Annotated in this window: 22 protein-coding genes; 13 read left to right on the plus strand and 9 right to left on the minus strand. The window is 66.2% G+C overall.

Features of this window, described 5'->3' with window-relative positions:
* Position 1: 1 nt before the first annotated feature.
* Both DU502_RS15765 and DU502_RS15770 read right to left on the minus strand, forming a co-directional pair.
* The gene (locus tag DU502_RS15765) at positions 2–778 is read right to left on the minus strand and encodes an ABC transporter ATP-binding protein (RefSeq protein WP_121921702.1); all 777 of its coding nucleotides are present in this window, start codon (positions 776–778) and stop codon (positions 2–4) included.
* On the minus strand, positions 775–2,055 hold the full coding sequence (locus DU502_RS15770; RefSeq protein WP_121921703.1) for an ABC transporter substrate-binding protein: 1,281 nt from the start codon (positions 2,053–2,055) through the stop codon (positions 775–777). Before DU502_RS15770 ends, DU502_RS15765 begins: the two co-directional genes overlap by 4 nt.
* A 142-nt stretch (positions 2,056–2,197) precedes the next feature.
* Between DU502_RS15770 and DU502_RS15775 the strand changes: the two genes are divergently transcribed.
* From DU502_RS15775 to DU502_RS15795, 5 genes are all read left to right on the plus strand, one after another.
* Positions 2,198–2,746, plus strand: coding sequence for a plastocyanin/azurin family copper-binding protein (locus tag DU502_RS15775; RefSeq protein WP_121921704.1), 549 nt, complete (start codon positions 2,198–2,200; stop codon positions 2,744–2,746).
* Between the two features lie 186 nt (positions 2,747–2,932).
* Positions 2,933–3,829, plus strand: a complete 897-nt coding sequence (locus DU502_RS15780; protein ID WP_199722758.1) for a hypothetical protein — start codon at positions 2,933–2,935, stop codon at positions 3,827–3,829.
* A gap of 3 nt (positions 3,830–3,832) precedes the next feature.
* Complete coding sequence (locus tag DU502_RS15785; RefSeq protein ID WP_121921706.1) at positions 3,833–5,566, plus strand: pyrroloquinoline quinone-dependent dehydrogenase; 1,734 nt, start codon at positions 3,833–3,835, stop codon at positions 5,564–5,566.
* Between the two features lie 120 nt (positions 5,567–5,686).
* Positions 5,687–6,313, plus strand: a complete 627-nt coding sequence (locus DU502_RS15790) for a PGF-CTERM sorting domain-containing protein (RefSeq protein ID WP_121921707.1) — start codon at positions 5,687–5,689, stop codon at positions 6,311–6,313.
* Between the two features lie 55 nt (positions 6,314–6,368).
* Positions 6,369–7,130, plus strand: a complete 762-nt coding sequence (locus tag DU502_RS15795) for a hypothetical protein (protein ID WP_121921708.1) — start codon at positions 6,369–6,371, stop codon at positions 7,128–7,130.
* 13 nt (positions 7,131–7,143) lie between these two features.
* Here the strand turns inward: DU502_RS15795 and fdhF are convergent, their stop codons facing one another.
* Entirely contained in the window at positions 7,144–9,261 is a 2,118-nt protein-coding gene (gene fdhF, locus DU502_RS15800) for a formate dehydrogenase subunit alpha (protein ID WP_121921709.1), read from the minus strand.
* 142 nt (positions 9,262–9,403) lie between these two features.
* On the opposite strand from fdhF, the gene DU502_RS15805 reads away from it, so the two are divergent.
* Positions 9,404–10,000: a hypothetical protein gene (locus tag DU502_RS15805; protein ID WP_241966846.1), complete on the plus strand. Its 597-nt coding sequence runs from the start codon at positions 9,404–9,406 to the stop codon at positions 9,998–10,000.
* On the opposite strand, the gene DU502_RS15810 is transcribed toward DU502_RS15805, so the two are convergent.
* From DU502_RS15810 to DU502_RS15825, 4 genes are all read right to left on the minus strand, one after another.
* Positions 9,997–10,965 carry an ABC transporter substrate-binding protein gene (locus DU502_RS15810; RefSeq protein ID WP_121921710.1) on the minus strand — a complete coding sequence of 323 codons (969 nt, stop codon included), beginning with the start codon at positions 10,963–10,965 and terminating at the stop codon, positions 9,997–9,999. The two genes, DU502_RS15805 and DU502_RS15810, sit on opposite strands and share 4 nt — an antisense overlap.
* A complete protein-coding gene (locus DU502_RS15815; RefSeq protein WP_121921711.1) occupies positions 10,962–11,954 on the minus strand; it encodes an ABC transporter substrate-binding protein in 993 nt (330 codons plus the stop codon). The genes DU502_RS15810 and DU502_RS15815 overlap by 4 nt, the downstream gene beginning before the upstream one ends.
* Positions 11,955–12,147: 193 nt before the next feature.
* The gene (locus DU502_RS15820) at positions 12,148–13,134 is read right to left on the minus strand and encodes an ABC transporter substrate-binding protein (RefSeq protein WP_121921712.1); all 987 of its coding nucleotides are present in this window, start codon (positions 13,132–13,134) and stop codon (positions 12,148–12,150) included.
* The gene (locus tag DU502_RS15825) at positions 13,135–14,031 is read right to left on the minus strand and encodes an ABC transporter substrate-binding protein (protein WP_121921713.1); all 897 of its coding nucleotides are present in this window, start codon (positions 14,029–14,031) and stop codon (positions 13,135–13,137) included. It abuts the gene before it with no gap.
* Between the two features lie 88 nt (positions 14,032–14,119).
* Here DU502_RS15825 and DU502_RS15830 point away from each other — a divergent pair, with 88 nt between their 5' ends.
* The 4 genes from DU502_RS15830 (at position 14,120) to DU502_RS15845 (ending at position 17,084) form a co-directional block, all read left to right on the plus strand.
* Complete coding sequence (locus DU502_RS15830; RefSeq protein ID WP_121921734.1) at positions 14,120–14,461, plus strand: cupin domain-containing protein; 342 nt, start codon at positions 14,120–14,122, stop codon at positions 14,459–14,461.
* A 236-nt stretch (positions 14,462–14,697) separates the two neighbouring features.
* Positions 14,698–15,912, plus strand: a complete 1,215-nt coding sequence (locus tag DU502_RS15835; protein ID WP_121921714.1) for an MFS transporter — start codon at positions 14,698–14,700, stop codon at positions 15,910–15,912.
* Between the two features lie 67 nt (positions 15,913–15,979).
* A complete protein-coding gene (locus DU502_RS15840; protein ID WP_121921715.1) occupies positions 15,980–16,411 on the plus strand; it encodes a VOC family protein in 432 nt (143 codons plus the stop codon).
* A gap of 85 nt (positions 16,412–16,496) precedes the next feature.
* On the plus strand, positions 16,497–17,084 hold the full coding sequence (locus DU502_RS15845) for a protoglobin domain-containing protein (protein ID WP_121921716.1): 588 nt from the start codon (positions 16,497–16,499) through the stop codon (positions 17,082–17,084).
* A gap of 140 nt (positions 17,085–17,224) precedes the next feature.
* Here the strand turns inward: DU502_RS15845 and DU502_RS15850 are convergent, their stop codons facing one another.
* Positions 17,225–18,154, minus strand: a complete 930-nt coding sequence (locus DU502_RS15850; RefSeq protein WP_277872151.1) for an NAD(P)-dependent oxidoreductase — start codon at positions 18,152–18,154, stop codon at positions 17,225–17,227.
* A 67-nt stretch (positions 18,155–18,221) separates the two neighbouring features.
* On the opposite strand from DU502_RS15850, the gene DU502_RS15855 reads away from it, so the two are divergent.
* The gene (locus DU502_RS15855) at positions 18,222–18,758 is read left to right on the plus strand and encodes a CinA family protein (protein ID WP_121921718.1); all 537 of its coding nucleotides are present in this window, start codon (positions 18,222–18,224) and stop codon (positions 18,756–18,758) included.
* On the opposite strand, the gene DU502_RS15860 is transcribed toward DU502_RS15855, so the two are convergent.
* Positions 18,755–19,945 (minus strand): redox-regulated ATPase YchF, encoded by a 1,191-nt coding sequence (locus DU502_RS15860; RefSeq protein ID WP_121921719.1) that lies wholly within the window; start codon positions 19,943–19,945, stop codon positions 18,755–18,757. The genes DU502_RS15855 and DU502_RS15860 overlap by 4 nt on opposite strands.
* A gap of 108 nt (positions 19,946–20,053) precedes the next feature.
* On the opposite strand from DU502_RS15860, the gene DU502_RS15865 reads away from it, so the two are divergent.
* Positions 20,054–20,335, plus strand: coding sequence for a hypothetical protein (locus tag DU502_RS15865; protein ID WP_121921720.1), 282 nt, complete (start codon positions 20,054–20,056; stop codon positions 20,333–20,335).
* Positions 20,332–20,733 carry a hypothetical protein gene (locus tag DU502_RS15870; protein ID WP_121921721.1) on the plus strand — a complete coding sequence of 134 codons (402 nt, stop codon included), beginning with the start codon at positions 20,332–20,334 and terminating at the stop codon, positions 20,731–20,733. The genes DU502_RS15865 and DU502_RS15870 overlap by 4 nt, the downstream gene beginning before the upstream one ends.
* Position 20,734 lies beyond the last annotated feature (1 nt).

The raw sequence follows: 20,734 nt of genomic DNA on the forward strand, positions 1-20,734 counted from the left end.
ATCATGCGTCGTCGTGGAGCGCGCCGCGCACCTGTGCGACCTGCCGGCCGAACGCCTCCGACCCGAACACCGACTCGTCTCGCGGGCGCGGGAGGTCGATGTCGAACTCCGCGACGATGCGGCCGGGGTCGCCGTTGCCCGTCGCGGCGTGGCCGTCGGCCGGGGCACCGGCGACGACGAGACAGCGGTCGCCGAGGAAGACGGCCTCGGGAACGCTGTGGGTGACGAAGACGACAGTCTTGCGGTTCTCACGCCACAGGCGGAGGATCTCGACGCTCATCTCGTCGCGGGTGATCTCGTCGAGTTCCCCGAAGGGTTCGTCCATGAGCAACACGTCGGCGCCGAGGTGGATGGCGCGGGCGATGGCGACCCGCTGTTTCATGCCGCCGGAGAGTTCGGCGGGACGGGCGTCCTCGAACCCGTCGAGGCCGGTCGTCGCCAGCAACTCGCGCGCGCCGGCGGGATCGGAATCCTTGCCCGCCATCCGCCGGAGGAAGGTGACGTTCTCCAGCGCCGACTTCCACGGGAGGAGAGTGTGATCCTGGAAGACGAACCCGAGGCGGGCGTCGGCCTGCGCGACTTCGGGCGGGTCGCCGTCGATGCTGACCCGGCCGGTCGTCGGTGACTCTAGGCCGCCGATGGTTCGCAAGAGCGTGGTCTTGCCACACCCGGACGGACCGACGATGGTGACGAACTCGCCGTCCGCGATGTCGAGCGACACGTCGTCGAGCGCCCGGAGGTCGCCGTAACTGACGGAGAGGTTCTCGACCCGAATCATCGCTGGTCGATGGCCGCGGCCTGTTCGAGTGCGACGCGGAGCCGCTCCCACGTCTCGGCTGAGTGCCACCCCCAACCGTTCTTCTCGACGGCGTCGCCGCCAGCGAAGCGGTCGAACGCGCCCTCCAGCTTGCGGCGCTCGTCGGCGACGGGCTCGTCGCTGTGGCCGGCGACGGTCGTCGCCGCCGCTTCGGGGTCGTTTCGGGCGTCGGCCCAGCCGGCCATCGCGCCTTCGAGGAAACCCCGGAGCGCGTCGGGACGCTCCCGGAGCGTCTCGCGGCGGACGACGAAGGCGGGGCCGGGGACGGGGAAGTGGTCGGCGAGCAGCACCGAGTCCACGTCGTAGCCCGCGGCCTCCAGTTCGAGGGGGTCGGTGAAGACGCCGGTCGCCACGTCCGCGTCGCCGTCGAGCAACGCCTCGCGTTCCTCGCCGTCGGCACGGACGACGGTCACGTCGTCGACGACGCCGGCTTGGGCGAGAAAGAGCCGGCCGAGGGCGCCCGTCTCGGAGCCGGCGGGCATCGCCACGCGCCTGCCGCGCACGTCTTCGACGCTGCGGAGCGGGCCGCCGAAGGCCGACCGGGTCGTGTAGAGGACGACCATCGCGCGCTGGTAGTAGAGCGCGAGGGGGACGACATCCTCGCCACCCGCGTGTGCGCGAAGAAGCGTGGCGGCGCCGGTGAGCCCCACGTCCACGTCGCCGTCGGCGACGGCGGAGAGGGCGGCCCGGGAGCCGCGACAGCCCGTGAGCGTCACGTCGACGCCGTGGTCGGCGTAGGTGCCGGCGAAAAGGGGCGCGTGGAGCCCGTTGGGCTCCCAGTTCAGGCCGACGTCGACGGCGCCGGCGTCGCGGTCGGGTGGGGTGGGGCCGGTTGTGTCGACGGCGATGTCGTCGCCGAGCGTCGAGGCAACCGTGGCCGCCTGATCGAGCAACGCTTCGGAGTGTCGAGCGCGCACGCGAGAAACGGTACGGTCGTGGCCGGCGGCGGCGCGCCAGCCTTTCGGCGGGCGGCCGGGCGCCTCGCTGTCGACGGTCGTCTCGACGACGAGCCCCAGATCCGTGAGCGTTCCCAGCACGTCCGAGACGCGGCCACGGCCGAGGTCGACGCCGACGCGAACGGCGAGACGCGACGCCGCCTCGCCGGAAAAGCGGTCGGACTCCTCGCGGCCGACCAGATAGGCGAGGACGCGCGCAGCCTCGCGGTCGAGACCCGTGGCGAACGCCTCGACCGTCCGTTCGTCCTCGTCACCGAGGATGGGGAACTCTCGAACTCGCACGTCCCTACCTTGGCCCCTCGGGATATATAAACTGCGTGCGGCCGCTGGCTGATACGTTGAATATCGTATACGTTCGGCCGTGTGTGGGAGTGCCTGACGCAAATTCATCAGCTTTAAGAGTTGGAAACCAAAGTTCGTGCCGATGGTCTCAAAGCAGCCGAAGAAGTTCCTGTCGCGGCGAAAATTCGCAGCCACGTTCAGCGGTGCCGTTCTCGCTGGACTCGCGGGCTGTTCCGGTGGTAACGGTGGCGGCAACGGTGGCGAAGACGGTGGCGAGGCTACAGCGACGGCGACCGCCACGGATACGCCCGAACCGACGGCGACAGCGACGGCAACTCCCACGTCGACGCCGACCGAAGAGGCCGACGCGACGATTACGGTCGGCCCGGGCGGCAGCCTCGAATTCGATCCGGAGACCACGGCAATTTCGCAGGGCGACACGGTTGAGTTCGTCTTCGACTCCGGCGGTCACAACGTCTCCGGTCACCCCGACGCCCATCCCAAAGTCTCTCTCCCCGAGGGTGCCGAACCGTTCGCGAGCTACGACATCTCCGGCGACGACATCAACCACATCTCGCTCAACAAGGCCGGATCGACGTACCGACACACGTTCGAGACGACCGGCGAGTACACCTACGTCTGTGTCCCCCACGCAGCGTCGGGCATGATCGGTCATCTGACCGTCCGATAACCCGAACAAATTCGACAACGGCGGTTAGACGCCCCCATTCTCGTGCCTACGACGTTTAACCCTATAGAACCTTATACACTCAAATTTAATTAACGTGTTCAATTGTGAAATATATCACAAAGTTAAATATAGACAATTCCTACGCTACGTACGGAGTGGTATGGCATGTCGCAATATGTAAACGGAATGCCCCAGATCGACCAAGAGGATCGACGGCAGTTCCTCAAGGTCGTCGGGTTGACCGGCGCAGTGGCAGCAGGCAGCGAGTTCACCCTGAGCGATCTCAGGGGCGAAGTAGAAGGGGAAGCGGCGGGGGAACTCGCCGCCATGGGCGAAGCGATTCGCAGCGACCTCGTCGGCACGCTCGACGCGGGTCTGCTCGGTAGCGAGCTCGCCTCCCTCGAAGGTCAGATCGAACGCCTCCCCGAACTGCGGGCGATGGGCGTTCCGGCCGAAGACAGTACAGAGTATCAGACGCTCGCCGAGCCCGGCTGGGCGATCCACGAGCATCTCGTCGAAGTCGGCTTCTTCGAGAGCGTCGAGGAGCACCTGCCGGAGTTCACGCCCGAGCACATCGGGGCGACGGCGCGCGAGTTCATCAACACGGCGGCGCTCGCGTCCGCGCTCGCCGAACTCGGCTACAGTGAAGAAGAGCTGACGTCGACGGTCGTCAACGTCGTCAACAACAAGGAACGCCTGGCCATGTGGGTGCCGACGAAGAACATCCCGGCCGGCGTCGAAGGGTTCGACCCCGCGAACATCGCCCCGCTCCACCAGCGAGCGTCGGCCGGTGTTCTGCTGTGGACGGACTACCTCGACACGTACCTCTGGCAGAACGAGGTGCTCCTGACGGACACGATCCTCGACAACAACTACGGCGACCTCAAGCAGATGTACGCCGGCCTGCACCTGCTCGCGAACGCGGCCGAAGACCTCGCGGGTTCGCAGGAACTCAGCGACGCGCAGCTCACGGCTGCGCTGTCCGCCGGCGCCGCGATGATGATCGTCGGACAGGAAGACCTGACGAACGACGTGATGCGCATCACGGACGAAATGCGCGCCCCGCGCACGGGAGGTGCGTAATTCATGGCGACTATCCACCAGGCTTTCGACAAGGACCCGGCAGCAGAAGCAGCAGCGAACATCGAGATGGTGGAGGTGGAAGACGGGTACACGCTGACGAACGTACCCGACGAGTCCATCACCGCTCAGTTCGATATTGACCAGATCCCCCAGAAGAACGTCACCCAGGAGATGCGTGAGGCCTCCGCGAAGGAGGACCCCACGTCCTGGCTGATGTACGGTGGCGGCTATCAGCAGCAGCGCCATACCTCGGCCGACGTCATCACGAAGGACAACGTCGGCGACCTCGAACTCGAGTATCTGGTGCAGAGCGGCGTCGCCTCCAGTATGGAGGGTGTCCCGATCGTCGTGCCCGGCGACCCGCCGGTCATGTACCAGACGAACGGGCCGAACCACGCGAAGGCGATCAACGCCCGCACCGGTGAGACCCTCTGGAGTTACACGTACGCGAACCCGCAGGGCCTGCTTCTCTGCTGTGACGCGAACAACCGTGGCTTCGCTGTCCACGGCAACAAGGTCTACATGACCACCCTCGACTCCGGTGTCGTGGCGCTCAACCGCTACACCGGCGAAGAGGAATGGTACACCTCGACCGGTGACCACGAGATCGGTTACTCCGCGACCTGGGCCCCCATCGTCCACGAGGGCAAGGTCATCACCGGCTCCGCCGGTGGCGAGTACGGTGTCAGCGGGTTCGTCACCGCCCTCAACCCGGACAACGGGAACGAGATCTGGAAGACGAACACGACGCCCCCGGAGGAGTGGGCCGGCGATTCCCACGAACACGGTGCCGGTACCGTGTGGATGACGCCGACGCTCGACCCCGACAGCGGCATGATCCACGCGCCGGTCGGTAACCCCGGTCCGGACTTCGACGGCACGGTCCGTCCGGGTCCGAACCGCTACACCATCGGGACGCTGACCCTCAGCGCCGACGATGGCTCCGTCCAGTGGCACTACGGCGAGTCGCCCCACGACGTGTGGGACTACGACTCCTCGGCGCCCAAGATCCGTGTCAACGACATGGACATGGGCGACGGCACGCGCGACGTCGTCCTCAGTCCCGGCAAGACGGCCTGGGTCTACACGATGGACGCCGGCAACGGCCGGCTCCTCGAGCGCTCCCAGGAGACGACCCAGCACATCAACATGTGGAAGATGGTCCCGCACGTCGACGAGGACCGTCGGGTCGCCTTCGTCCCCGGTGCGCACGGTGGCAACGACTGGCAGCCCCCGTCCTACAACCCCGAGACGGGGCTCATGTACATGAACCAGAACAACGCGCCTCACGAGATCTTCTGGGAAGAGGCGCAGTACGAAGCCGGCCAGACCTACTGGGGCGGCGGCCTGAACGACTGGCCGGACGTCACCGAGCCGCAGGGCTGGAACGGCAACCTCAGCGCCATCGTCGCCGTCGACCCGGTCACCGGAGAACGGGTCTGGCGCGACTGGATCTCCTCGGACGCCACCAGCGACTACCTCTGGGGCGGCTCCATCACGACTGCGACCGGCATCACCTTCGCTGGCCTCCAGACCGGCCACCTCGTCGCCTACGACGGCGAAACGGGTGACCGTCTCTGGCAGTTCCAGCTCGGTGCGCCGATCTGCTCGTCGCTCTCCAGCTGGTACGACCCCGGCGAGGGCAAGCAGTACGTCGCCGTGCAGGTCGGTGGCTCCGGTTGGCTCCACGGCGGTCGCCGTGGCTCCACCGTCGCCGTCTTCGGCCTCAGCGAGTAATCCGACGACCGATTTCTCCATTTTTTCGCGACCCGATAGCGACGCGTCACGGTGCTGTGATAGTCGTTCTCAGGGGGAGTATCCCCTAATTTTATTTAATGCGGGATACACGGAACGGGTATGGCGACGCGAAGAAAATTCCTGATCGGTGCTGCGGCAGCGACGACCGGACTTGCTGGCGCCGCGGGATCGGCAACTGCACAGGTAGACACGACGTTCGAACTCGAACTGACACAGCAAGGCTTCCTCGGCCGGGCACCCTCCAGTATCGCCGGTACGACGAACCCGACACTGGAAGTCGAAGCTGGGACCCGGTATGCGATCCAGTGGACGAACAGCTACAACCCCGAGAGCGAGGGACTGCCGGCGCGGCACAACCTCGTCATCACGACCGACGACGGAGTCGTCCGACGTGGCGAGTACGTCTTCGAGACGGGACAGACTCGGACGGTACGCTTCACGGCCAACTCCGGCCTCTCCGAGTACTTCTGTGAAGAACACATGGACGAAGGCGGCGAGTTCTCGGTTAGTGGCGGCGCGACGGCGACGCCGACGGACACCCCCGAGCCGACGGCGACGGATACGCCGATGGACGGCGACGGCGACGGCGGTGACGGCGGCGACGGCGGTGACGGCGACGGCGGCGGCGAGACCAACGGCGGCGGCCCCGGCTTCGGCGTCGGTGCGGCCGTGACCGCCATCGGTGCGGCAGCCTACGGCGCGCTGCGGAAGAAGAGCGACGAGTAACGTCGGCTCCAGCGGCACACAGCTTTTTTCGAGGTGTGCGCCTAACCGAGGAGCGATGCGTCTCGAATCAGTCGGTGACCACCTGCGCCGTCCGGAGTATACGGGGGAGAATCGGTGTCTCCCGTGTACCGTCGTGAACGTCTGTCTCGCACTCGTCGCCGCTGCTGCCGCCACGGTCCTACTCGGCCCGCTCGGCGGCTTCCTCGTCCTCACCGGCGGACTGGGGTCGATCTACTTCCGAGGCTACCTCGTGCCCGGAACGCCGACGCTCACGATGCACTATTTCCCGCCGTGGCTCCTCGAACTGTTCGGGAAGGAACTCGAACTGCGGGACACGCTCACGCCGATCGAGGGCGTGGCCGTCCGGGCAACGCCCGAAGGCGAGCGGCTGATCGGGTCGTTCGCCTCGGCGTGGGACGATCGGATCGAGTCCATGCGCGCCGAAGGCGTCTCGGAGGAAGACGTGGCGACGCTGCTCGGCGTCGAGGAGGCGTCGAACGTCGGCGAGGCGGCCTACGTCGTCGACCAGGGCCTCAGACAGTGGCTCTCGGAATCGGCGCTTCTGGCCGACGCCGCGGCCGCAGCGGTCCTCGAAGCGCGTGGCGGTGAGGCGTGGGCGTCGCTCGATCCGGACGAACGGGTAGCGACGCTGCGTGACCTGCGAAAACATCTCGATTACTGCCCGCTCTGTGACGGTCCCCTCGACAACGAGGAGACCGAAACCATCGAAACCTGTTGTACCGAATCCGAACGGGTGTTGATGGCGACGTGCGAGAACTGTGACGTTCGCCTGATCGAGGATCTGGACGAGCGATAACGCGGCGGCCGCGCTAGTCGTCGGCCGGGGCGTCGGGTTCGACCGAGACCTCGATTTCTGCGGCGGCGGCCTTGTACTCGGGAATCTTCGCGCGCTCGTCGAGCACGTCGTTGGTCAGGCGGTTGCCCGCGGCGTCGGCGAAGTGCGGGGTCGTCCACACGGTGCCTTCCTTGATGTCCTCGGTGACGCGAGCCTCGACTTCGATCTCGCCGCGCCGGGATTTGAGTGTCACGTAGTCACCGTCCTCGATGCCGTAGTTCTCGGCGTCGTTCGGGTGAACGTCGACGAAGTTCTCGGGTTCGACGCGGTTGAGCGTCGCGGACCGACGGCTCATCGTCCCCGTGTTGTAGTGTTCGATGATCCGACCCGTGGTGAGGATGAGCGGGTACTCGTCGTCCGGCGTCTCCTTGGGTGGCTGGTGACGCACGCCCTCGATCTGTCCGAGGCCGCTCTCGGTAGTGAAGCCGTCCTCGTAGAGGTACGGGTCGCCCTCGTCGCCGGGTTCGTAGCAGGGCCAGTGGACACCCTCCTCGCCGAGGACGTCGTAGGTCATGCCGTGGAAGATGGGCGCGACCTGCCGGAGTTCCTCGAACACGTCCTCGGGACCCTCGAAGTCGAAGCTCCCGTCGCCGAACAGGCGGTTGCCCACGTCACACAGGATTTCGAGGTCGTCTTTCGTGTTCGGGTGAACCTTGTCGACGCCGCGCATCCGCTGGGTACGGCGGTCCGTGTTGACGACGGTGCCGTCGCGTTCCGCCCACGAGGTGGCGGGCAGAATCACGTCGGCGTACTCGGCGGTTTCGGTCTTGTAGATGTCCTGAACCACCATGAAGTCGAGTTCTTCGAGCCGCTTCTCGACCTGGTTGGTGTCGGGTTCGCTCATCACGGGGTTCTCGCCCATGATGTAGAGGCCGTAGATCGTGTTCCCGATTTCGTGGGACATCTCGACGTTGGTGAGGCCGGGTTCCGACGGAATCTCGAAGTCCCAGACCTCCTCGACGTCGGCGCGAACCTCGGGATCGGACACGTCGCGGTAGCCGGGGAGGACGTTCGGCATCGCGCCCACGTCGGACGCACCCTGCACGTTGTTCTGGCCGCGGAGCGGGTTGACACCCGTGCCCGGGCGGCCGAGGTTGCCGGTGATGAGCGCGAGGTTGATCTCGTTCTGGACGTTGTCGACGCCGCAGGTGTGCTGGCTCATCCCCATGCCGGTGAAGATGGCGGCGTTGTTCGCCTTCGCGTACTTCTCGGCGGCGAGTTCGATGTCTTCGAGAGGGACGCCGCACTCCTCGGCGGCTTCTTCCTTGTCGAAGTCCTCCAGCGTCTCTTTCAGGTGTTCGAAGCCTTCCGTGCGCTCCGCGATGAACTCCTCGTCGACCCAGTCGTTCTCGAGGATGGTCTTGAGGACGATGTTGAGCAGCGGAATGTCCGTCCCCGGCTCCAGCTGGAGATGCATGTGGCGGTCGGTTTCCGTGATTTCGAACGACCGCGTCGTCTTGTTGGCGTGGGGATCGACCTGAATGACGGTCGCTCCCTCGAGGACTGCCTGCCGGAAGTACTGGCTGTTGGCGATGGGGTGCTGTTCGCCCGGGTTGGCACCCTGAATCCAGAACACGTCCGCCGCCTCCTCCAGATCCTCCATGCTGTTGGTCATCGCGCCCTCGCCGAGGCTGTTCTTGAGGGCGTACACCGTCGACGAGTGGCACATCCGCGTACAGGTGTCGACGCTGTTGGTACCGTAGCGACGGGCGAGTTTCTGGATGAGGTAGTTCTCCTCGTTCATGGCCTTCGAACAGCCGTAGAAGCCCATCGCCTGCGCACTGAACTCGTCGCGGATGCGCTCCATGTTGTCGACGATCAGGTCGTAGGCTTCGTCCCAGGTGGCCTCGCGAAGTTCGCCGTCGTCGTCACGGATCAGCGGGTCCGTCAACCGGTCCTCGTGGTTTACCGACTGCGTCGCCGCCCCGCCCTTGATACAGATGCTCCCTTCGTTGACCGGCGCGTCGCCCCACGGCCGGAAGTTGACTTCACCGTCCTCGTCCTGTGTAATTTGGATGCCGCACCCGACCCCACAGTACGGACAGATCGTCTTTTTCGGCCCGCCTGATTCGTCGCTGGATTCGGATGACATTGTATGTAAAAATCAAGATGGTGAACCATCAATGTTGTCATCCAGTACCGTGCGAAACGCCGCCATCGGGGGCTTAAAGTGCCGATTCAGGCAAATGACGCCGTAGGGAAACGTTCACCCATCGGCGGGTGGATGAGTAGATATGACCGGTTACGAAGCTTTGGGTGACGGGGGAAACGAAACCACAACCGACCTCACTCGCGAGCGGATCGACGTGCTCTCGGACGAATACGAAGCGCGCGAACCGTTCGATTTAGTAGAGCGAGAGCACACCGAGACGCTCCCGCGCGCGTTCGCGGCCGGTGACTTCGGCCGCCGCGACGCCGAGTGGGTGGTCCAGTGGTACTTCCGACGAGGAACCGTCTCGGACAGGGAACGGCGTGAGGCCGAGGAGCGCTTCCTCGACAACGACTACGAGGAGATGGTCGACGCCATCCAGGGGGCCGCGACGGCCGACACACTCGACGAACAACTCGGGGCGTTGACGACGCTGACCGGCGTCGACGTGCCCGTCGCCTCGGCGTTTCTGGCCTACAGCCACCCCGAGGAGTACGTCGCCGTCGGTGAGCGGGAGTGGGCGGCGCTGGCCGCGGCGGACGAACTGGACGAGCCGTATCCGGAGACGGTGACACCGGCCGCGTATCGGCAGTACATCCGGGCCGTCCGGTCTGTCGCGGAGCGAACCGGCCACGACTGCTGGACGGTGTACCGGGCGCTGTGGCGAGTCGGCGCCGATTAACGACCGATCCGCTCGGCGTAGTTCGCGATCACCGGATCGGAGTCGTCGACGTACTCGTTCGTCCACGCCGCGTCGGGGTCGACCGGCGACTCGAGCAGATCCGTCTCGGCGAGCATCTCGGCCAGATTCTCCCAGCGCTGCCCGTCGTGGTGGCCCCAGCCAGCTTCGCGGACGAACTCCGTGAACTGGAGATCCTCGGCGGAGGCGAGGAACTTCATGTGTTCGACCTCGCGGTTGTGTTCGAGCTGGGCGTTGCGAGCGATGAGCGCGTCGACGGCGCGGTCGGGGTCGTTGGTCGCGAGCTCCCACCCGCGAGCCGTCGCCCGCAGGAACGAGCGGACCGTCTCGGGGTTCGACTCGGCGAAGTCCGGGTTGGTGACGACGGCCATCCCGTACACGTCGAGGTAGTCGCCGATCAGGAGTTCGTCGGCCGTACGGTCGTACTCGCGTTCGAGTTCCTTGCCGTTGGTGACGACGCCCACCGCGGCGTCGACGTCGCCGTCGAGCACCAGATGCTCGACGCGGTGGTGCGTGTGCTTCTGCACGTCCCGGACCTCCACCTTGTCGCGGATGCCCCGGTCCTCCAGTAGCTGGAGGGTGAGGATGCGGGTCTTGGTGGCCGAGGGGGCGACCGTCCGACCCCGAAGCTGTTCGGGCTCGGTGAACGCCTCGCCGAACACGTCGCGGAGGGTGTAGATGGTCGCCGGCGTCTTCTGGCTGACCGCGGCGACGGCCAGCGGTTCGAGTCCCTGACTCCGCACCGAGAGGACGGCACTACCGCCGGCGAGGCCGAGGTCGCTTCTCCCTTTCGCGGTCTGTTCGGCGGCGAAGGGCGAGCCGTGCCCCTCGACGAATTCGACTTCGAGGCCCTCGTCGGCGTAGAAACCCTCCTCTCGCGCGAGGAAGTACGGTGCTTGGAAGCCGTTCGGTTCCCAGTTCAGCTGGAAAGTGACAGTGTCGGTCATGGATCGGTGTTGAAGGTGCCTTCAGGAATCTCTTCGACGCCGAGTGCCTCGGCGCCAGCGACGGATTTCAGGTGGTCGAACAGTCGGTACATCCCGTCGACGCTCTCCTCGTCCCAGTCGCGGACGACCATGTCGCGCCAGCCGTCACGGACGGCGCGCATCACGTTGGGGTCGTCGTACGTCATCAGTTTCTCGCTGATTTCCTCCCAGATTTCGTCGTCCTCGACGAGTTTGTCGACGGCGTCGCGGTAGGCGTCCGCGAACGCCCGGACGGTCTCGGTCTGGTCGTCGAGATAGTCGCCGCTGGTGAGGAAGGCCGCGATGGGGAGTTTGTTGTCCGTCTCGGAGAGTCGCTGGACCAGTTCGGAGACGGGCAGGACGTTCTCGTAGGGGCCCGTCTCGGTGATTTCGGGGATGATCTGCCAGAACTGGAAGCCCGCATCGACCTCTCCCTCGCGGATCATCCGCGTGAGTTCCACCTTCGAGCCCGCTTCGACGGGCGTCGCCGTCTCGTCGGGATCGAAGTCGTGGTACTCTCGGCAGGCCGCCCGCGTCAGAATCCAGTTCTTGTCCAGACGGCGGACGACGCCGATACGCTTGCCCGACAGATCCTCCAGCCCGTCGATATCCGAATCCTCGGGCGCGACGAGGCCGCCCACGGTCCGCCCGTACGGGTGGAAGGCGACGATGTCGGCGCCCTCGGCGCGTTCCCGGGCGATGGAGATGTAGTCGATGTCGATCAGGTCGGCGTGACCCTCCTGCAACTGGGCCTCGACCGTCTCGATGCCGTCCTCCAGTGCGTCGGAGACGAGTTGCACGTCGAGGTGGAACCCGTGGTCGCGGTCGAAGCCGAACCGCTTGATCGTGTAGAGCAGGTAGCGCGGACTCCCGTTGTGCTCGAAGCGGGCACGCATCACCGGCAGGTCGCCCGGATCGTCGTGGTACTCGTCGAGGGCGGCCTGTTGAACGTCGACGTGATCCCGGTTCATCGGTCCCCGCAAACGCACACAGTCGTCCGTCGCGTCGACTCGGAGCCGTCACGTCCGGCGTCGCTCTCGGGGGTCGCCCGACAGCGCGCCACGATGGTCTCGTCGGTCGGCATACCCGCAGGGTACGACTGTACCGTGATAAAATTTCCTTGGGAAGGTTCATAAGTCCGATTCGCGGACGACGGGGCCACGCTCACGGGTCGAGCCAAAACGTTCCGTCGGGTATCGTCTCGACGCCGAGGGCGTCGGCGCCGGCGACGGCGTGCAGGTGATCGAACAGTCGGCGCATTCCGGCGATCGTCTCCGCGCCCCACTCGGTGACGACCATCTCCCGCCAGCCCGTGGTGACGGCGCTCGCGACGGTGGCGTCCGGCAGTAGTCGGCGGCTGATGTCGTCCCAGATGTCGTCTCTCGTCAGGAGGTGGTCGACTGCATCCTGCGCGGCGGCGGCGAAGCCCCGCACCGCCTCGGGGTGAGCGTCGAGGTAGGAGTCGCCAGTGACGAACGTCGCGATGGGGAGTTTGTCGTCGGTGCCGGCGAGTCGCTGGACCAGATCCGACACCGGGAGTACTTCGACGAACCGGCCGGTCTCGGTGAGTTCGGGCACGAGCGGCCAGAACTGGAAGCCGGCGTCGACCTCGCCTCCCCGGATCAGCCGCGTGAGGTCGTCGCGGGAGTCGGCCTCGACGAGCGTCGCCGTCTCCGCGGGGTCGAAGTCGTGGAACTTCCGGCAAGCCGCCCGCGTCAAAATCCAGTTCTTGTCGAGCCGACGGGTCACGCCGAGGCGGTGGCCCGAGAGATCAGCCAGTCCCTCGATGGCCGTGTCCTCGGGTGCGACGAGGCCGCCCACGGTCCGCCCGTAGGGGTGGAACGCGACGATGTTCGCGCCCGCCGCGCGTTCCCGGGCGACGGAGATGTAGTCGGTGTCGACGAGGTCGGTGTCGCCCTCGTCGAGGCGGTGGCGAATGGTCTCCATGCCGCTCTCGAGTTCGTCGGTGACCAGTTGGACGTCGAGGTGGAAGCCGTGGCGGTGGTCGAGATCCAACCGCTTGATCGCGTAGAGCAGGAAGCGCGGGCTCCCGTTGTACTCGAAGCGGGCACGCATCACCGGCAGGTCGCCGGGGTCGTCGTGGTGTGCGTCGAAAGCGGCCTGCTGAGCGTCGACGTGGTCTCGGTTCATTCACCGCAACGGCGAGACGATGGCGTCGATGTCGGCGTCGCCGTCGATCAACTGCCGCCGTTTCATCCAGTCGAGGTGGTAGTCGAGGTCGTCGCGGTCCGCGAGTTCCGGCACCTCGTACTCGGGCACGTCGATAGCGGCGCGGACGGCGTCGGCGTCCACGTCCTCGAAGAGATCCGGCGCGACGGCCTCGTCCTTCCAGAGCATGTCGAGGTACTGGTCGCGGTAGGCGTCGGGATCGGCGTTGATTTCCTCGACGGCACGGCGGTACGCGCGCATGAACGCGTCGAGCGTCTCGCCCTCCAGCGCCTCCGCGCCGACGACGCCCATGTGATTCTCGAATTCCAGCACTTTCTCGAAGCCGAGGTGTTCGGCGAGGGTGATGTGCGGGTCGAGGAGCGTGACAGCCTCGACGTCGCCGTCCCGGAGCGCGCGGAGGCGGTCGGTTGGCATCCCGTGACCCTCGATGACCACCTCGTCTTCGTCCATGTGCTCTTCGAGCGCTCGGATGGCCGTGTACTCCTGTCCCGTCCGTCGGTTGACGCCGACGGGAACGTTCGCCAGATCGGACGGCTCCTCGATATCCGAGTCGGGGCGGACGAACACCGCGTACGGCTGGTCCGCGAAGGTGCCCTTGGCGACGATGCGGCCGTCGTCGAACTCCCACGTCCGCTTCAGACTCTCCCACTTGCAGATGGGGTAGAGGTCCACGTCGTTGTCGCCGGTCAGCGTCTCCTCCGCCGGAATGTACTTGTTCGTCACGCAGGTCCGGTCCCGCTCGATCAACTCGACGTCGAGCCCTTCGTCGGCGAAGTAGCCACGCTCCGCGGCGACGCGCTGGGGCAGCATGAACGAGAAGGGTAGGTGGAACACCCTGATCGTCTCAGTTGCGGACATACGACGTGGATACGACCATATGAGTATAAAAGTTCCTCAGAAACCTTTATTAATAGCCCACAGTATCGACTGCGTGGGGACAGATCGAATGAGGCGGATCAACGACGAGCGGGCAGACGACGAACAGGTCGCGGACGGCGTGTATCTCGCCGACCTCGCGGCTGGTGAGCGCGCGTCGATGAAACACTGGCGAGTCGAACCGGGAGCCACGCTCCCCGTCCACCGGCACGACAACGAGCAGATCGGTTACATGATTCGGGGGACACTCACGGCGATCACGGAAAACGAGGAGATCACGCTCCGCCCGGGCGATTCGTACCTGTTCAAATCTGGCGAACTCCACGGTGCCGAAAACCGCGGCGACGAGCCCGCAGTCGGCATCGGCGTCCTCTCGCCGCCTCGTTCCGATCCGGACTGGAAGCAGTCGTAACGACCGGTCCGGCGAGAATCGCTGAACAGTTACGATACTCCCGAACCATACCACTCCCACACCGTTACTCACGACCGACGAGCCGGTCACAGCGCGCGACCGGTACCGTCCCGTCTCGTCCCCGTTCCATCCTCGCCGCTCGTAGTAGGCGTCGAGCGCGTCGTCGACGCACTCGGCATAGTTCCGGTCCGTGGGCGGTAGTCACATACGTTCGGGGCGGGTAGTCGCGGAGGCGCATGGACGCGAACGACCGCGGGTTGGTGAAGTTCACCGCACTCGCTCACGCCCTCTTTCACACCTACGAGCTGTCGATCCCGCTGTTCATCGGCGTCTGGATGGCAGAGTTCGACGCCTCGGCGGCGCTCGTCGGGACGGTCGTCGGCGCGGGCTACGCCCTCGTCGGCCTCGGGGCACCCGTCAGCGGTGTCCTCTCGGATCGGCTCGGCTCCCGCCGACTCATCACCCTCTCGGTCGTCGGCATGGGGGGAGGATTCGCGCTCGTGAGCCTCGCCGACGGCGTGTTCGTCCTCGGGGTCGCGGTGGTGGTGTGGGGCGCGTTCGCCAGCCTCTATCATCCGGCCGGACTCTCGCTCATCAGCCGCTCCGCGGACGCACGGGGGAGCGTCTTCGCGTACCACGGCGCCGGCGGCAACGTCGGCACCGCGTTCGGCCCGCTGGCGACCGTGGTACTCCTGCTGACGGTCGAGTGGCAACTCGCGGTCGGACTGCTGGCCCTGCCCGCGTTCGCCGCGGCGCTGGTCGGACTGCGGATCGAGTTCGACGCCGCTGGCGGCAACAGCGATGGCGATGGCGGCGGGACGACAGAGACCCTCGGCACCGAACTGCGGCGGACGGTCGCCGAATCGCGGGCGCTGTTCGGCGCCGCCTTCACCGTCGCGTTCGTCGCCGTCCTCCTGTACGGGACGTACTACCGCGGACTGCTCACCTTCCTCCCCGACGTGCTCGCCGAGTCGCCGTCGCTCGTCCCCGTCGAACTGTTCGGCTACGACGTCGACCCCGCACAGTACGTCTACACGGGGCTGCTGACCGTCGGTATCGGCGGGCAGTACGCCGGCGGCCGACTCACCGACCGCGTCCCCAGTACGACTGCGTTCGTCGCCGCCTTCGCCGTGCTGGCCGGCCTCGCGTTCGCCTTCCCAGTAGTGCGAACACTGGGGGTGGTCCCGCTCGTCGGCGTCTGTCTCGCGCTCGGGTTCGTCGTGTACGGCACCGCACCGATCTATCAGGTCGTCATCGCGGAACACGCCGCGGACGACGCGCACGGCCGCTCCTACGGCTTCACCTACCTCGCGATGTTCGGCGTCGGCGCGGCCGGCGCGTCCGTAGCCGGTGTCGTCCTCACGCACGCCACCAGCGCCATCCTGTTTGCAGTGTTGGGACTCGTCGCGGCCATCGGCTGTGGCGTCGTGGTCTGGCTCCGTCGCCTGTAGCCGGTTGGAGACTGTCGACCCGCGGCGACGGGGAAACCTATATCGGTCGGCACTCGCCAGTAGTGGCATGGACGCCGTCGATCACATCAACATCGACGTGGACGACCTCGACGCCGCGTACGAGTTCTACCGGGACGTACTCGACCTCGACCTCCTCCGCCCGCCGGAGGATTTCAAAGGCGCGCACGTCATGTTCGAGACGGGCGCAGGGACGGTCGTCACGCTGATGGAGACGGGTCGCGCCGAGAAGTGGGACGAGGAAGGGCTGGATCACCCGCTCGACAAGGCCCACATCGCCTTCGAGACGGATCGCGACACCTATCAGTCCCTAATGGCCCACCTGGAGGGCCAGTTTCCGAAACAGGGGCCCTACGACTGGGGCGAGTTCGAGGGCTTCTACTTTCTCGATCCCTCGGGGAACCTGCTCGAAATCATCACGTACGATCCGGCGCCAGCGGACCGGGAGCGGCGGCTGATGGACCACGACGACGTGGAGTAGCGACGCCGGCGCTACGTCGACCGGTGTGTGACGCCCGCACGAGGCGGTACGCTAATATGTGCATAGGTAGCACACGTGGCACACCATGAGCGGAATCCCGGGCTACGACTTCGGCGACGAGTCCGTGCCAGACGCGCCGATCAGCATGGCCGAGTTCGAGCGGTTGAAAGACACGGTGATGTGGTCCGACGAGGATGACGAGTATCTCCGGATGGCGGGGGAGACGCTCGAACCACAGGTCGACGACATGCTCGACCGGTGGCTCGGCTTCCTCTCCACCTTCGAGTTCATGAACGACTACCGGCGGGACGTGGATACGGGCGAACTGATCGAGGAGTACGGCGACCGCTCACGGCCGCGATACGGGCAGTGGATACGGGACACCTGTGACACGCCGTACGACGAGGACTGGCTCGACTACCAGTTCGAAATCGGGCGGCGACACCACCGCACGAAGAAAAACGAGACGGACGACGTGAACGCGGCGCCCCACATCAACCTCCGGCACATCACGCCGCTGATCTACCTCCACACCGCCACGGTTCGGGAGTTCCTGCAAAACGGCGACCACACCGAGGAAGAGATCGACAAGATGTACCAGGCGTGGTTCAAGTCGGTGGTGCTGCAGGTGACGCTGTGGAGCTATCCGTACACGAAAGAGGGGGACTGGTGAGGCGGGGCGGCGCGGCGTAACGGACGCCAATCAGCGGTGACGACGAGTATCAGTCGTCCTCGACTCGCGCTTCTTCGAACCGGAGTCGACGAGTATCAGTCGTCCTCGACTCGCGCTTCTTCGAACCGGAGTCGACGAGTTCAGTCGTCCTCGACTCGCGCTTCGACCCCCGCCATATCCTCGATGACCTGCATCACGCCGGAGTTGTCGTCCTTGCCGCGGCCGGTCGCGACCATCGACTTGTACATCTCGTGGACGAGTTCGGTCTGGGGCATCGGCGACTGGTAGGCCTCGCCGGCATCGGTGGCGATGCGGAGGTCCTTGTACTGGTAGTCGGCGAAGAAACCGGGTTCGAAGTCGCCCTGAATCATGCTGGGCGCGCGGTTGTCGAGCGTCCAGCAACCGGCGGCGCCGCCGCTGATCGCGTCGACGACGGCTTCCAGATCGGCGTCGGCCTGATACGCGAAGACCAGCGCCTCGCTGACGGCCTGCATCGTCCCCGCGACGACGATCTGGTTACAGGCTTTGGTGACCTGGCCCGCGCCGTTGTCGCCGCAGTACGTGATCGTCTCGCCCATCACGTCGAGGATCGGCCGGACCTTCTCGAGGACGTCCTCGTCGCCGCCGACCATGATGGAGAGCGACGCCTCGATCGCGCCCTCCTCACCGCCGCTGATCGGCGCGTCGAGCATGTTCGCACCGCGCTCGCGAACCTCCTCGGCGAGGTCCTCGGTCACTATCGGCGAGATGGTGGAGTTGTCGATGACCACGTCGCCCTCGCTCAGACCGGCGAGGACGCCGTCCTCCCGGCGCATGACCTCCGCCACCACGTCGTGGTCCGGCAGACACATGATCGTCACGTCGGCGCGTTCGGCCGCCTCCTTCGGCGTCTCGGCCGCCTCACCGCCCGCCTCGACGTGTTCATCAACCGGTTCCTGGGAGCGGTTGTGACCGATCACGGTGTACCCCGCATCGAGCAGGTTCTTCGCCATCGGTCCGCCCATGATGCCGAGTCCGACGAATGCGATTGTCTCGTCTGCCATATCCAGTTCACTCCGCTCGGCCGACATAAAAGAGTCGGAACCGGGAATCGGCTTCGGGGACCGTTTGATGGGGGCTGGTGGCGAACGGGTGTCCATGACCGACGCCGATTCGACCACCGACACGACCCAACCCGCCAGCGACGACGCCGTCGAACGACGCCTCGGCCGTCGCCTGCGGGAGCGCGAGGAGACTCTCGCCGTCGCCGAATCGCTCACTGGCGGCCTCGTCGGCTCACTGCTGACCGACGTGCCCGGCTCCAGCGACTACTTCGACCGCAGCGTCGTCGCCTACTCGAACGACGCCAAACTCGACTGTCTCGGCGTCACTCGGGAGTCGCTGGACGACCACGGCGCCGTCTCCGCCCCCGTCGCCCGCGAGATGGCTCGGGGCGTCCGCGACGACGCCGAGGCGACATGGGGCGTCTCGACCACCGGCATCGCCGGGCCGTCCGGTGGTACGGACGAAAAGCCAGTCGGCCTCGTCTTCGTCGGCGTCGCCTACGCCGCCCCGTGGGGCACTGGTGACTCCTTCGTCCACGCCGAACGCCGCGTCTTCGACGGCGACCGCTGGACCGTCAAACGCGAGAGCGCGCGGTGGGCGCTCCGGACGCTCGATGCCGCGCTGGACTAGTTCGTCGTCACCAGTTCGACCACGTCCCGGTCGTCGAGTTCGTGGCCCCCGCCGATCTGTCGCGACGACCGGCAGTCGATGCCGTGGAGCAACCCGTCGCCCAGATCCGTGTGGATGTGGTTCGCGAAATCCTCGGTCGTCGACCCGGCCGGCAGGAGGAAGCAGTCGCGGAATCGCCCTTTCTCGCTCGTCGATCCGTCGTCGCTCCCGGGGAACACTGCGATGAGGTCGAGTGCGTCGAACAGCGCCGCCTCCAGCGACGACTGGACACCCGTCCCACCGTGTTCGTCGAGGAGGGAGCGAATCTGCTCTAACCCGGCCGCCTGCTCCTCGCTCACGTCGTCGACGAGGTCGAAGTCGTCGGCGCCGGGCGTGTAGTCGATCCGTCCTGCCTCGTCGGCGGCCTTCAGCGCTTTCTCCGCGTGGGCGCTCGCCGGGACGATCGGGAGGTGGTCGTAGGCGGGGTCGGCCGCGATGTCCGCGAAGTTCTCGGCCGCCGCGGGGTCGTCGATCTTGTTCGCCGCGATCACCATCGGCTTCGTGCGCTTGCGAATCTCGCGGGCCAGCGACTCCCGATCCGCCTCGTCCCACGTCGACGGGTCGAGGTCGAGGCCCTCAGAAAGGATGATCTGCTTGATCTCGTCCTCGTTCGTCCGGAACGCGCTCATCTGTTCGGCCAAATCGGCCTCGATGCTTGCGTCCGCGCCGTGATACTTCGACTCGAAGCGCTCGATCCCCTTCTCCAGAATCCCCAGATACCACATGTCGAGTTCGTTCTCGAGGAAGTCGATGTCGTCGCGAGGGTCGTGGCCCTCCGTGGGTTCGCCTTCGAGGTCCGTCTTCCCCGAGAAGTCGACGACGTGGACCAGCACGTCCGCCTCGTTGAGGTCGCTCAGGAACTGGTTGCCCAGCCCCTTCCCCTCGTGAGCGCCGGGGATGAGACCGGCCACGTCGACGAGTTGGACGGGAACGAATCGCGTCCCGTCGTCGCAGTAGCCCACGCTCGGCGTGCACGTCTCGTCGAACTCCGGGGCCGCACACGCGACGCGGACGTACGCCTCGCCGACGCTCGGGTCGATAGTGGTGAAGGGATACGCGCCCTCCGGCACGTCGTTCATCGTCGCCGCGTTGAAGAAAGTCGACTTGCCCACCGAGGGCTTGCCGACGAGTCCGATGGCATAGCTCATGGTCACCCTCCACCGTCACCGGGCAAAAACGCCGCTATCGCGCCGCCGTCTGGCTGTTACTCTCTTTCACACCGACCGGCTTATGCGGCCGGCGGACCGAGCGGGCACATGGCCGACGACTCCCCCGCGGACACCTTCGGCGTGAGCATCGGCGTCGACGACGACGCCTTTCGGTTTCTGGTTCACGTTCCCTCCAACCTCGACGCCGCCTGGAGCGACCGCGACGCCTTCCAGCAACTGGTCGAGCAGGCCGTCTGGGAGCGACTAGATCGGGACCGGACGATCCGGGCCGTCGACCGCGTGGCCGAGACGGGCGAACGGGTCGAACTCGGGACGGTGACGCTCCGCCCCGACGGAACCGTCGTCGATCACACCCTCGCAGAACCATGACGCTCGCGGCGGTCCGGGCGGCCGCACTCGACCGCGCCCTCGTCGGCGACGATCCCGAGTCCGCACTCGCGCTCGCGGGCGTCGTCGATAGCGTGATGCTTCGCATCACCGAAAAGAGCGCGATGCCCGGCGCCGCGGACGAAACAGCCGATCCGTTCACTGCCGCGATGCTCGCGGTCGGCTGTGTCGGGGCCGCGAGCGGATCAGCCGCGACCGACACGCTCGACGACCGGGCGTGGCGACCCGGCCACGACGCCGATCCAGCCGCTATCGCCGGCGCGGCCGTCGCCGTCCGTGAACGGGGTGTCGCCGTCGACCGAGCGGCCACCCTCGCCGGCTGCGCGCCGGCGACGCTCGACGCCGTCGTTGAGAAGCAACGTCGCGAAAAAGAGAACTGAG

Source organism: Haloplanus aerogenes (genome assembly GCF_003856835.1).
GTDB classification, from domain to species: domain Archaea; phylum Halobacteriota; class Halobacteria; order Halobacteriales; family Haloferacaceae; genus Haloplanus; species Haloplanus aerogenes.